Raw genomic sequence first — 12,864 nt, forward strand, 5'->3', positions numbered from 1 at the left:
GATCCAATATCCCTGAGATTGGATCCACTATCCCGGCGATCGGATCCGATGTCCGAAACGGGGTCGGGAACGGTCACAGCCCCACCTCCAGATCGCGGTCAGCGGCGCATGACGACGGGTTCGTGACGGCGCAGCAGCCGGGCCACGGCCAGCCCGAGCGCCAGACAGAGCACGACCAGCATGCCCATGTCGAAGAGCCACGCCGACGCCGTGTGGTCCATCAGCGGATCGGCCGTCTTCTCGCTCGGCGCCACCGCCCCGATGTCGATGGTCGCCCCCATCGCGGCGAACGCCCACCGCGACGGCACCAGCCAGGCCAGCTGCTCAAGCACCGGGGTCCCGCGCACGTTCAGCAGCGCCCCGCAGAACACCACCTGGACGATCGCGAGGAGGACGAGCAGCGGCATCGTCACCTCCTCCTTGCGGACCAGCGCCGACACCAGCAGGCCGAGCATCATCGCGGTGAAGGCCAGCAGGGCGACCGCGAGCGTGATCTCGATCAGCGGGGGCATCAGCACGCCCTTGCCGTCGGGCACGTTGAGCGGCACGCCGACCAGAGCGACCAGGGTCAGCACGACCGCCTGGACGACGGTGACCGTGCCGAGGACGACGACCTTGGAGGCGAGGTAGGCGGAGCGGGACAGGCCGACGGCTCTCTCCCGGCGGTAGATCGTGCGCTCCTTCACCAGCTCGCGGACCGCGTTGGCCGCGCCGGTGAGCACCCCGCCGACGCACAGGATGAGCAGCACGTTGAGGGTGGACTCGGGGCCCAGGCTGCCCTCGGAGAGGGCCCGGGCCATGGCGCCCATCACGAACGGCAGGGCGACCATGATGGCGAGGAAGGTGCGGTCGGCGGCGAGCGCGGCGGTGTAGCGCCGCACCAGGGTGCGCAGCTGCCCGCCCCAGCTCTGCGGCTTCGGCGGCGGCGCCTGGGCGGCGGCGGGCGCTCCCGCGGCCCCGTCGCCGGCCACGGGCGCGTACGGCCGGACCGTCGCGTCCTCGATGTACCGCCGGTGGAAGCGGGAGTCCCGGTACTGCCCCGCCCAGTCCCGGTCCCGTTCCGTCTCGAAGGCCTCGAACGCCTCCGGCCACTGGTCGAAGCCGAAGAAGGACAGGGTGTCGCCGGGCGGCCCGTAGTAGGCGACCCGGCCGCCGGGGGCGAGCACCAGGAGCCGGTCGCAGACGTCCAGGCTGAGCACGCTGTGGGTGACCACGACGACCGTGCGGCCGTCGTCGGCGAGCCCGCGCAGCATGTGCATCACCGAGCGGTCCATGCCCGGGTCGAGGCCCGAGGTCGGCTCGTCGAGGAAGAGCAGGGACGGCTTCGTCAGCAGTTCGAGGGCGACGCTGACCCGTTTGCGCTGCCCGCCGGAGAGGCTGTGGATCGGCTGGTCGGCCCGTTCGGCGAGCCCCAGTTCGCCGATCACCTCCGCCACGCGCGCGTGCCGCTCGGAGGCCGCGGTGTCGCCGGGGAAGCGGAGCTCGGCGGCGTACGAGAGGGCGCGCCGGACGGTCAGCTGGAGGTGCAGGATGTCGTCCTGCGGGACGAGCCCGATGCGCTGGCGCAGCTCGGCGTAGTCCCGGTAGAGGTCGCGGCCGTCGTAGAGGACCGTGCCCCGGTCGGCGGGCCGCTGGCCGGTGAGCGCGCCGAGGAGGGTGGACTTGCCGGCCCCGGACGGGCCGACCACCGCGAGCAGCGTCTTCTCGCCGACCGGGAAGGACACCCCGTCGAGGAGGGTCTTGCGGCCGTGGTCGACGGTGACGGCGAGTTCCTGCACGTCGAGGGAGATCTCGCCGGTGTCGGTGAACTCGACGAGCTGCCCGCCCGCCAGGCAGAACGCGCTGCGGCCGATGCCGACGATGTCGTCGGCCGTGACCCGTACCGGCTCGACGACGGGCCGCCCGTTGAGGAAGGTGCCGTTGTGGCTGCCGAGGTCGTGGATCCAGTAGGTGCCGTCGGGGCGGGCGAGGAGTTCCGCGTGGTGCCGGGAGACCACCAGGTCGGCGACGACGACGTCGTTGTCCGGCGCCCGCCCGATCCGCACGGTGTGCTCCGGCAGCGGCCGCACCGCCGTGGGCCGCCGGAAGGTCCCCGTGGCCCCGGGCCGCGACACCCGCGCGGGCCGCGCCACACCGTCCCGTACGGGCTCCGCGGCGGCGGCGATCGCGGAGGAGCCGGGTGGGGCACCGGCGTCCTCGTCGGCCGCGGGCCGGTGCTCGGCGGGCGGCGGTGGGGGCGGGGGCGGGGGAGGTGCCTCGCCCGGGGGCGAGGTGAGGACCGCGCGGGGCCCGTCCTGCGGGTGCCCGAAGCGGACCACCGTGCCCGGGCCGACGACCCGGGGAAGCCGCACCCGCACGCCGTCGGCGTAGGTGCCGTTCGTGCTGTCCTCGTCGGCGAGCGTCCACTGGCCGCCGGTGGCGCGGAGCACCGCGTGGTGCCAGGACGCCCGGGCGTCCGAGAGCACGACGTCGCTGGTGGGGTCACGCCCGACGCGGTAGACGCGGCCCGGGTCCATCCGCGTCGAGACCCCGTCGACGAGCAGGACCAGGCCGGGTGCGGCGGGCGCGACCGGCCGCTCTCCCATGCGTGAATCCTATCCGCCGGTGCCCGCGCCCGCCCGGCGCCCGGGCCTGGGGCGGGGTGCGGCGCGCGGGTAGGGTGGGCGCCGGGGCCGCGGGGAGCGGCGCCGGAGCGACGGGAGGACGCGGACGTGCCGAAAGGTGTCACGAGACGGCGGCCGCGCACCCGGGCGGCGCTGCTGAAGGCCGCGCTGGAGACCTTCGCCGAGCACGGTTTCCACGCCACCACGATCGAGCAGATCTGCGAGCGCGCCGGGTACACGCGGGGTGCGTACTACTCGAACTTCGCCAGCAAGGAAGAGCTGTTCCTCGCCCTGTTCGACGAGCACAGCGAGCGGACCGTGCGACGGCTCGCCGCGTCCATCGACGCGCTCACCGCGGAGGAGTACACCCTTGCGCGGCTCGCGGAGCTGGCCGCGACCATCGAGCCGGACGAGCGCGACTGGTACCTGGTCACCACCGAGTTCACCCTGCACGCCATCCGCGACCCGCAGGCGGCGTGGGTGCTGGCCCGGCACGACGAGCGGCTGCGGGCCGAGATCGCCCGCGGCCTCACCCTCGTGCTGCGTCGGGCGGGCCGCGAACTGACCGTGGACGCCGACCGGTTCGCCCGGCTCCTCATCGCCCTGCGCGAGGGCGGCCTGGCGCAGAGCTACGTGGAGCCGGAGGCGCTGCCGCCGGGCGACCTGGAGCGGCAGTTCCTGCCCCCGCTCCTGGAGGTCTCCACCCGCCCGGCGCCGCCGCCTCAGCCGAACAGGTCCGGGTCGGACGCCTCGATCTGATCCCACAGCGGCCGGGCCTGGAACCAGCCGGCCAGGTGGCCGCCGATCTGGCCCCGGGTGAGCAGCGCCGTCTCCCGGTCGATGAGGTGCGGCGTCCCGGCCGCCATGGCCAGGAGCTGCGCCTGGCAGGACCGCTCCATGGTGACGAACCACCAGACAGCCTCGGCGACCGAGTGGCCCACCGTCAGCAGCCCGTGGTTCTTGAGGATCACAGCCTTGTACGCGCCGAGCGCCTTGGCGACCCGCTCGCCCTCCTCGGTCTCGTTGACCACGCCCCGGTAGTCGTCGTAGACGCCGTGGTCCTCGAAGAACGCGCAGGCGTCCTGGGTGATCGGGTCCAGCGGGACGCCCAGGCTGGAGAACGCCTTCCCGTGCAGGGAGTGCGAGTGCGCCGCCGCGACCGCGTCGGGGCGGGCCGCGTGCACCCGCGAGTGGATGACGAACGCGGCCCGGTTCACCGGCCTGCGCCCCTCCAGGACCCGCCCCTCGTGGTCGACGAGGATCAGGTCGGACGCCTTGATCTGGCTGAAGCTCATCCCGAACGGGTTGACCCAGAAGGCGTCCGGGTCCCCCGGATCCCGCACGGTGATGTGCCCGGCGACCCCCTCCGAGAAGCCGAACCGACCGAAGATCCGGAACCCGGCGGCGAGCTGCTCCTTGCGGTACCGGCGCTCCTCCTCGACGCTCTCGAAGGACGGCGGCAGCGGCAGCTCCACCCCGTCGGGCAGCGGTCCCACGGCGGCGGCGAGGGCGGGCGGCACGGTGCTCATGGCGACTCCAGGGGGTGCGGGGGAGGGTGCGCGGCGAGCCGAAAAGATACAGCGACGCATCCGATCCATCAATGCATCGAACGCCCGCGCCGGACCGCCGAATCCCCGCGCCGGACCGCCGAATCCCCGTGCCGGGCCGCAATGCGCTGGCGCCCGCCCGCACCCGCCGGGCAGGGTGGCCCCACGCGCGCGTACCCGCACGAAGGAGAGGCCGACCATGTCCGACGTCCCCGAGCCCCGGCTGGCCCTCCTCGGCGGCGGCTTCTCGACCGACGACGACGGGCTCCTGGACGACTGGCTGCTCGGCCACGCGCGCGTGGCGCGGCCCCGGGTGTGCTTCGTCCCCACGGCGAGCGGTGACGCCCCGGGGTACGTCGAGCGGTTCCTCGCCGCGTTCCGGCCCCGCGCATGCACGCCCTCCGTGCTCCCGCTCTTCCGTCGCGAGGCCGACGACCGGGAGTTGCGCGCCTTCCTCCTCGCGCAGGACGTCGTCTACGTCGGCGGCGGCAACACCGCGAACCTGCTGGCCGTCTGGCGCGCGCACGGGGTGGACCGGATCCTGCGGGAGGCGCTGGAGCGCGGCACGCTGCTGAGCGGCATCAGCGCGGGAGCCAACTGCTGGGCCGACGCCTCGCACACCGACTCCTTCGGGCCGCTGAGCCACCTGCCGGACGGCCTGGGGCTGCTGCCCGGCTCGGTCTGCCCGCACTACGACGGGGAGCCGGGCCGCCGCCCCTCGTACCGGGCCGCCGTGGCCGGCGGCGCGCTGCCGGCCGGATGGGCCGTGGAGGACGGCGTGGGCGTCCTCTTCGCCGGGGGCACGCCCGTGGACGTGGTGAGCCGGCGGGCGGAGGCCCGCCTGTACCGGGTGGAGCCGGACGGCGGCGGGGGAGTCCTGGAGCGTGCCGTGCCCGCGCGGCGCCTGGGTCAGGAGGAGGGCGCGCCGAAGCGGGCCAGGTAGTGCCAGACCTTCTTGACGTCCTGGGGGTCGTACGCCCCCGACAGGGACGCGTCCTGGACGATCCGGGGGTCCAGGAGGCCGTCGACGGCGATGCGGGCGCCCAGCTCGACGTACTCGGGGCCGCGGAAGTCCGGGTGGCGGCGGAGTTCGGCGACCGTGAGGCGGAAGCCGCCGTGCCACTCGACGGGGCACGGCAGCCTGCGGGCCGCCGCCTCCACGGCGGTGCCCCGGTGGCTCGGGTCCAGGACCAGCGCCTCCACGTCCCGCGCGAGTTCGACCGGGCCGTGGACCTGCGCCTCCACGTAGTCGTCCAACAGGTCCTGGTCGTCCGCCTCCGCCAGGGCGACCAGTGCCATCCGGGACGCCACTCCGAAGTCCTCGGGCTCCAGGAAGCTGTCCGGGTAGCAGAAGGTCGTCCGGGCGGTGGCCGCCGGGGTCAGCCGCAGGTGGGCGGAGCCGAAGCGGGGGGCGGCGCCGTAGGGGCGGCGGCGGAAGTCCAGGGCCCCGTAGACGGGCCGTTCGTGGGCCGGGGCCTCGTCGTAGGCGCCGCCGAAGATCCGGCTCTCCCAGCGCCAGCGGTCGCCGCCGGGGCGGGCGGTGAGCCCGCCGTTGCTGGTGCCGGTGACGAACTGGGAGCGGTAGACGCCCTCGTCGGCCAGCCGGTCCAGGAAGTGCGGGTGGAAGTTGAGCGTGACGCGCAGCGCCGGGTCCATCGGCCCGCCGGACGCGAGGGCCTCCACGTGCGCCAGCGCCTTCCGGGCCGTGGCGTGGAGCGCGGGAGGGGCGGCGTGGGGTGCGGGAAGCGTCGTCATGCGGGGGAGTCTGCCGGACGCGGCGGGCTTGCGGTACGGGGTTTTCGCTGGCTACGGTCACGCCACGGAGGGGGGAAAGCGCTTGCCCGCCGCGTCGCCGGCCCCCGCCCTGCCGCGCCGCCCGCCCGTCCCCGGCCCGTCCGTCCCGCACCCCAGGAGCCCCCGTGCCCACCCCCGACGTCCTCGTCTACACCCGCACCGCCGGGTACCGGCACGAGTCCATCCCCGACGGCGCCGCCGCCCTCGCCGCCCTCGCCGCCGGCCGGGGGCTCACCGCCGAGGCCACCGAGGACCCCGCCGCCTTCACCACCGCCGGCCTCGCCGGCCGCGCCCTCGTCGTCCTGCTCTCCACCACCGGCACCGTCCTCACCCCGGAGGGCCGCACCGCCCTGGAGGCGTACCTGCGCGGCGGCGGCGCCCTGCTCGCGGTCCACGCCGCCGCCAACGCCGAACCCGACTGGCCCTTCTACGGCGAGCTCCTCGGCACCCGCTTCGCCGGCCACCCCCCGCTGCAGCCCGGCGCCGTCCTCGTCGAGGACGCCGACCATCCCGCCTGCGCGCCGCTGCCGGCTCGCTGGGAGTGGACGGACGAGTGGTACGAGTACACCTCCCACCCGCGCGCCGCGGGCGTCCGCGTCCTGCTGCGCGCCGACGAATCCGCGTACCGGGGCGGCACGCTCGGCGACGACCACCCGATCGCCTGGTGCCGGACCGTCGACGCGGGCCGCTTCCTCTTCACCGCCCTCGGCCACGCCCCGGAGGCGTACCGCGACCCCGCCTTCCGCGCCCACCTCGACGGGGCCCTGACCTGGCTCCTCGACTGACCCACGCGCGCGTGCGTCACCCCACCGCACCCGCCCCCCTTGCGCCACGGCGCCGGAAGCGGGAGGTTTCCCGTGGGGGCCGAAGCAGGAGGAGTAGGCCATGGCCATCGCCACCGTGAACCCCGCCACCGGCGAGACGCTGCGCACCTACGACGCGCACGGACCCGACGAGGTGGAGCGGCGCGTCGCCGCCGCCCACGAGGCGTTCCGCCACTGGCGCACCACGCCCTTCGCCGAGCGGGCCCGCCTGCTGCGCGCCGCGGCCACCCTCCTCGACGAGGACACCGAGGACATCGCCCGCACCATGACGCTGGAGATGGGCAAGCCCCTCACCGCCTCCCGCGCCGAGGCCGGCAAGTGCGCCAAGGCCATGCGCTGGTACGCCAAGCACGCCGAGGAACTGCTCGCCGACGAGCACCCGGCCGAGAGCGACGTCCGGGACTCGGGCGCCGACCGGGCCCGCGTCCACTACCGGCCGCTCGGCCCGGTCCTCGCCGTCATGCCGTGGAACTTCCCCCTCTGGCAGGTGATCCGCTTCGCCGCGCCCGCCCTCATGGCCGGCAACACCGGACTCCTCAAGCACGCCTCCAACGTGCCCAGGACCGCGCTCTACCTCGGCGACCTGTTCCGCCGCGCCGGCTACCCCGACGGCTGCTTCCAGACCCTGCTGATCGGCTCCGGCGACGTCGAGGCGGTGCTCCGCGACCCCCGGGTCGCCGCCGCCACGCTCACCGGCAGCGAACCGGCCGGCCGGGCCGTCGCCTCCGTCGCCGGAGACGTCGTCAAGAAGACCGTCCTGGAGCTCGGCGGCAGCGACCCGTACATCGTGATGCCCTCCGCGGACATCGTCCGGGCCGTGAAGACCGCCGTCACCGCGCGCGTGCAGAACAACGGCCAGTCCTGCATCGCCGCCAAGCGGTTCATCGTCCACGAGGACGTGTACGAGGACTTCACCGAGCGGTTCACCGCGGCCATGAACGCCCTCACCGTCGGCGACCCGCTCGACGAGTCCACCGACGTCGGCCCGCTCGCCACCGAGAAGGGCCGCGCCGACCTGGAGGAACTCGTCGACGACGCGGTCCGGCTCGGCGCCACCGCGCTGTGCGGCGGCCACCGTCCGGAGGAGCCGGAGCTGGCCCGCGGCTGGTACTACCGGCCCACCGTCCTCACCGGCATCACCCCCGCCATGCGGATCCACCAGGAGGAGACCTTCGGCCCCGTCGCCACGGTCTACGCCGTCCGGGACGCGGAGGAGGCGGTGGCGGTCGCCAACGACTCGCCGTTCGGACTCAGTTCCAACGTGTGGACCCGCCGCGACGAGGACGTCGACTTCTTCGTCCGCGACCTCCAGGCCGGCGGCGTCTTCGTCAACGGCATGACCGCCTCCCACCCCGCGCTCCCCTTCGGCGGCGTCAAGCGCTCGGGCTACGGGCGCGAGCTGTCCGGCCACGGCATCAAGGAGTTCTGCAACGTCACGACGGTCTGGCAGCGCGCCTGACCCTCCCCGCCGCGTCCCGCCCGGCTCCCGCGTCCACGCGCCTACTCCCGCGTCCACGCCAGCAGCCGGTCGGCGTCCCACGTGTCGATCACCCGCTCGGCCGGCACGCCGCACTCCTCCGCCCGCGCGCAGCCGAGGATCTGCCAGGCCAGCTGGCCCGGCGCGTGGGCGTCCGTGTCGACCGCCAGATACGCCCCCGCCTCCACGGCGAGCCGCAGCAGCCGCCGCGGCGGGTCCAGCCGCTCCGGACGGCTGTTGATCTCCACCGCCGTCCCCGCCTCCGCGCACGCCGCGAACACCCGCTCCGCGTCGAACTCCGACTCGGGCCGCAGCCGCCCGCCCGCGACCAGCCGGCCGGTGCAGTGGCCGAGGACGTCCATCAGCGGGTTCCGCACCGCGGTCTCCATCCGCCGGGTCATCGCCCGCGCGTCCATCCGCAGCTTGGAGTGGACCGAGCCGACCACCAGGTCCAGCCGGTCGAGGAGTTCGGGCTCCTGGTCGAGCGAGCCGTCGTCGAGGATGTCGCACTCGATGCCGGTGAGCAGCCGGAAGGGCGCCCACCGCTCGTTCAGCCCGGCCACCACGTCCAGTTGCTCCCGCAGCCGCTCGGGCGACAGGCCCCGGGCCACCGTCAGCCGCGGCGAATGGTCCGTCAGCACCGCCCAGTCGTGGCCCAGTTCGATCGCCGCCCTGCCCATCGCCTCGATCGACGCCCCGCCGTCCGACCAGTCCGAGTGGAGGTGGCAGTCGCCGCGCAGCGCCGCCCGCAGCTCCCGCCCGCCGCCCGGTTCCGCCGGCTCCACCTCCAGCGACTCCGCCAGCCGCTCCTCCAGATCGGCCAGATAGTCCGGCACCCGGCCCTCCAGCGCCTCCCGCACCACCCCGGCCGTCTTCGGCCCGACCCCCTTCAGGGACTCCAGCGTGCCCGCCGCCGCCCGCCGCTCCGCCTCGCCCGCCGGCAGGGCCTCCACCGCCGCGGCGGCCGTACGGAAGGCCCGCGCCCGATAGGCCGGACCGCCGCCGCGCTCCAGCAGGAACGCGATCCGGTTCAACGCCGCCACAGGGTCCATGCCCGGCTCCTCAGCCGCCGCCCGACGCGTCCGCGCCCACCGGCGCCGGACCGATCTCGCACCACACCGCCTTGCCCTCGCCGCGCGGCTCCACGCCCCAGCGCGAGGCCAGCGCGTCCATCAGGAGCAGCCCCCGGCCCGACGTCGCCGCCTCGCCCGGCGTACGCCGACGGGGCCAGGCGCTCGACCGGTCCTGCACCGACAGCCGCACCCGCCGCACCGGCTCCGGCAGCACCTCCAGAGTGAGCACCGCGCCGCCCTCGGTGTGCAGCAGCACGTTCACCAGCAGCTCGCCCGTCAACAGCTCGGCGTCGTCCGCGAGTTCCGGCATCCCCCAGTCCCGCAGCGCCTGACCCACGGCCAGCCGCGCGTCCGAGAGGCCCTGCGGATCGGCCTGGTGGATGTACTGGTGGATGCGCGGCGCCCGCGGCGTCCCCGGGTCCGGACTCCGCCGCAGCACCAGGAGCGCCACGTCGTCCCCCGAACCCCACCGCTCCCACAGCCGCTCCGAGAGGTGGTCGGCCAGCGCCTCCGCCTGCGGCGGCCCGCTGCTCACCGCCTCCGACAGGGCCGCGAGCCCCGCCTCGATGTCGGTGCCGGGCTGCTCCACCAGACCGTCCGTGCACAGCACCAGCGTCTCGCCCGGCACCAGGTCGAGCCGGGTCTCCGGGAACTCCTCCTCGCCGAACACGGTGGCGAGCCCGAGCGGCATCCCGCCGCGCAGCTTGGGCTGCCCCACCCGCCCGTCGGTGTGCCGGATCAGCGGCCCCAGATGCCCGGCCCGCACCGCCCGCACCGTCCCGCTCGCCAGGTCCACCTGCGCGTAGGTGCAGGTCGCGAAGCGGTTGGTGTCCAGCTCCGCGAGGAAGCGGGAGGCCCGGGCGAGCACCGTGGACGGGGCGTGGCCCTCGCCCGCGTACGCCCGCAGCGCGATCCGCAACTGGCCCATGATCGCGGCCGCGTGGGTGTCGTGCCCCTGCACGTCGCCGACGACGATCCCCACCCGGCCGCGCGGCAGCGCGATCACGTCGTACCAGTCCCCGCCGACCTGCCGCCCGCTCCACGCCGCGTGGTACCGGACCGCGATCTCCCCGCCGGAGATCTCCGGGATCCGGCGCGGCAGCATCGTCTCCTGGAGACCGGTGGCCAGCTCCCGCTCCTCGTCGAAGAGGATCGCCCGCTGGAGCGACTGGGCGACGATCGCCGCGAGGCCGAGGGCCAGGTTCCGCTCGTCGGCCGTGAACGCCGTCCGCCCCCGGTAGAACAGCGCCATCCCGCCCAGCGAGCGCGCCTGCGCCACCAGCGGCAGATAGCAGGCCGCCCGGAACGGCAGCCGCCCCAGATACGGGGCCAGCTCCGGGAAGTCCCGCCCCAGCGCGGCGAACGAGGACACGAACCGCGGCCGGCCGCTCAGCACCGCGTCGGCCAGCGGCAGCCCGTGGTCGAGCCGCCGCATCCGCAGCCCGTCCAGCACTTCCAGGGAGTCCCCGCTGAGCGCGATCACGTTCAGCGAACCGTTCTCGACCAGCCCCAGCGCCAGCCCGTCCGCGCCCAGCCGCGCGAGGCCGCCCGGCCCCGTCAGCGCGGCCGTCACGTCGTCCACCGTCACCGCCCGCGACAGCGCGTGCGTGGTCCGCTCGACGATGCTCGTCTGCATCTCGCGGCGCTTCTCCAGCTGCTGCACGAAGGCCGCGTGCGACACCTCGGCGGTGGTGTCCCGCACCGCCCCCACGATCCGGTGCGCCCGCCCCTCCGCGTCCCGCAGGATCCGCGCCAGCACATGCGTCCAATGGGGTGTCCCGTCGTCCTGCGGGATCGGGAAGTGGGTGCTGTACGAGGTGTCACCGCCGGTCACCGCGGCCCGCACCACCCGGTCCAGCCGCATCCGCTCCGCCGGGTCGAGCCGCTCCACCAGGGTCGTCGGCCGCCCGTCGAAGGCCTCCGGGGACACGCCGAAGACCAGCAGCCCGGAGGCGTCGACATCGATGCTGCCCGTGTCGAGGTCCCAGTCGAAGCTGCCGGTCCGGTTCATGGCGAGCCACTCGGCGGGCCCGATCCCGCCACTGCGCCCACGCGGATCGTCATCGGTCATCCTCCCCATTGTCGAACCCGCACCCCGCGGACGCCATGGCTGCGACACGGCGTGGCGCGGGCGCGCCGTCCGCCGGAGCGGCCCCCGCGGCGGCGCCGGGGCGGGCCGGCGGCCGGGGCAGAATGGGGCGGTGCAGCCTCGTCACCGCGTCCTCGGTCCCGGTCGTGCCCCGCACGCCGACGGCACGGAGGGCCCGGTGCGCGGTGCCCGCCTCGCCGCCCTCTACGCCGCGCTCGCCGCCGCCGGGGGCCGGCCCGTCGCGGCGGCCGCCCTCGCCGACCGGGTGTGGGCCGAGGACACCACCGGCCCCGAGGACCCCACCGCCGCGCTCCAGGCCCTCGTCGCCCGGCTCCGCAGGACCCTCGGCCCCGACACGGTCGTCTCCGGCCCGGGCGGCTACCGGCTCGGGGCGGACCGTAAGGACGTCGATCTGTTCCGGTTCGAGCGGCTGGCGGCCGACGGGTCGGCGGCGCTCGCCGCCGGGGACGCGGGGCGGGCGGCGGAGCTGCTGGACGAGGCCCTGGGCCTGTGGGCCGGGCCCGCCCTCGCCGACCTGCCCGGTCGCGCGACCGACCCGCTCGTCCTGCGCGTCGAGCAGCGGCACACCGAGGCCCGCCGCGACCGCCTCGCCGCCGACCTCGCCCTCGGCCGGGCCGCCGAGGCCCTCGCCCCGCTCACGGCGCTCTGTGCCGGCCGGCCGCTGGACGAGCCCCTGCAGGCCCTGCGGATCCGGGCGCTGCGGGACACGGGCCGGGCCGCCGAGGCGCTGGCCGCGTACGAGGAGGTCCGCCGCACCCTCGCCGACGAGCTCGGCGCCGACCCGGGCCCGGAGCTGCGCGCCCTGCACGAGGATCTGCTCGCCCCGACGGAGCAGAACCCGCCGGCCCCGCCGCTGCCCGCCCGGCTCACCTCCTTCGTCGGACGCGACGAGGAACTCGCCGCTCTCGGCGCGGACTTGACGACCGAACGGCTGGTGACCCTGCTCGGACCCGGTGGCGTCGGCAAGACCAGGCTCGCTCTGGAGGCGGCGGAGGCGCAGACCGGGGGCGGCGCCGTGCACCTCGCCGAACTCGCCTCCGTACGCGCGGAGTCCGACGTCCCCGAGGCCGTCCTCACCGCCCTCGGCGCCCGCGAGACGCTGCTCCGGGGCTCCGACGAACTCCTCGGCGGCGACACGCTCTCCCGGCTGGTGGAGTACTGCGCGGGGCGGCGGCTGCTGTTGCTCCTGGACAACTGTGAGCATGTGGTGGGGGCGGTGGCGCGGCTGGCGGAGTCGGTGTTGGCGGGGTGTCCGGGGGTGCGGGTCCTGGCGACGAGCCGGGAGGCGTTGGGGGTGCCGGGGGAGCGGTTGCGGCCGTTGGGGCCGTTGCCGGAGGGGATGGCGCTGCGGTTGCTGGGGGAGCGGGGTGCGGCGGTGCGGCCGGGGTTCGTGGTGGAGGAGGACCTGGGGGCGGCGCGGGAGGTGGTGCGGCGGC

Annotated in this window: 10 protein-coding genes; 5 read left to right on the forward strand and 5 right to left on the reverse strand. The window is 75.5% G+C overall.

All coding sequences use genetic code 11. The features are described 5' to 3' along the window. Positions 1-98: 98 nt before the first annotated feature. Positions 99-2,585 (reverse strand): FHA domain-containing protein, encoded by a 2,487-nt coding sequence (locus ACFW1I_RS28545; RefSeq protein WP_384675245.1) that lies wholly within the window; start codon positions 2,583-2,585, stop codon positions 99-101. A gap of 126 nt (positions 2,586-2,711) precedes the next feature. Between ACFW1I_RS28545 and ACFW1I_RS28550 the strand changes: the two genes are divergently transcribed. Continuing rightward, positions 2,712-3,362 carry a TetR/AcrR family transcriptional regulator gene (locus tag ACFW1I_RS28550; RefSeq protein WP_384675248.1) on the forward strand — a complete coding sequence of 217 codons (651 nt, stop codon included), beginning with the start codon at positions 2,712-2,714 and terminating at the stop codon, positions 3,360-3,362. Here ACFW1I_RS28550 and ACFW1I_RS28555 read toward each other — a convergent pair. After that, positions 3,326-4,132, reverse strand: a complete 807-nt coding sequence (locus ACFW1I_RS28555) for a class II aldolase/adducin family protein (protein ID WP_384675250.1) — start codon at positions 4,130-4,132, stop codon at positions 3,326-3,328. The genes ACFW1I_RS28550 and ACFW1I_RS28555 overlap by 37 nt on opposite strands. A gap of 217 nt (positions 4,133-4,349) precedes the next feature. On the opposite strand from ACFW1I_RS28555, the gene ACFW1I_RS28560 reads away from it, so the two are divergent. Continuing rightward, on the forward strand, positions 4,350-5,093 hold the full coding sequence (locus ACFW1I_RS28560) for a Type 1 glutamine amidotransferase-like domain-containing protein (protein WP_384675252.1): 744 nt from the start codon (positions 4,350-4,352) through the stop codon (positions 5,091-5,093). Here the strand turns inward: ACFW1I_RS28560 and ACFW1I_RS28565 are convergent. Next, positions 5,060-5,905 carry a DUF3626 domain-containing protein gene (locus tag ACFW1I_RS28565; RefSeq protein WP_384675254.1) on the reverse strand — a complete coding sequence of 282 codons (846 nt, stop codon included), beginning with the start codon at positions 5,903-5,905 and terminating at the stop codon, positions 5,060-5,062. The genes ACFW1I_RS28560 and ACFW1I_RS28565 overlap by 34 nt on opposite strands. 164 nt (positions 5,906-6,069) lie before the next feature. Between ACFW1I_RS28565 and ACFW1I_RS28570 the strand changes: the two genes are divergently transcribed. Together ACFW1I_RS28570 and ACFW1I_RS28575 are read left to right on the forward strand one after the other, a co-directional pair. Then, complete coding sequence (locus ACFW1I_RS28570) at positions 6,070-6,729, forward strand: ThuA domain-containing protein (RefSeq protein WP_384675256.1); 660 nt, start codon at positions 6,070-6,072, stop codon at positions 6,727-6,729. A gap of 100 nt (positions 6,730-6,829) precedes the next feature. Beyond that, positions 6,830-8,227: an NADP-dependent succinic semialdehyde dehydrogenase gene (locus ACFW1I_RS28575; protein WP_384675259.1), complete on the forward strand. Its 1,398-nt coding sequence runs from the start codon at positions 6,830-6,832 to the stop codon at positions 8,225-8,227. Between the two features lie 41 nt (positions 8,228-8,268). Here ACFW1I_RS28575 and ACFW1I_RS28580 read toward each other — a convergent pair whose 3' ends face one another. Continuing rightward, the gene (locus ACFW1I_RS28580; RefSeq protein WP_384675261.1) at positions 8,269-9,297 is read right to left on the reverse strand and encodes a PHP domain-containing protein; all 1,029 of its coding nucleotides are present in this window, start codon (positions 9,295-9,297) and stop codon (positions 8,269-8,271) included. A 10-nt stretch (positions 9,298-9,307) separates the two neighbouring features. Beyond that, positions 9,308-11,389 carry a SpoIIE family protein phosphatase gene (locus ACFW1I_RS28585; protein ID WP_384675263.1) on the reverse strand — a complete coding sequence of 694 codons (2,082 nt, stop codon included), beginning with the start codon at positions 11,387-11,389 and terminating at the stop codon, positions 9,308-9,310. 130 nt (positions 11,390-11,519) lie between these two features. On the opposite strand from ACFW1I_RS28585, the gene ACFW1I_RS28590 reads away from it, so the two are divergent. After that, positions 11,520-12,864, forward strand: a 1,345-nt coding sequence (locus ACFW1I_RS28590) for a BTAD domain-containing putative transcriptional regulator (protein WP_384675265.1), incomplete at its 3' end; no start/stop codon positions are given.

This window comes from Streptomyces sp. NPDC058955, assembly GCF_042741435.1.
In the GTDB taxonomy this organism is placed as follows: Bacteria; Actinomycetota; Actinomycetes; order Streptomycetales; family Streptomycetaceae; genus Streptomyces.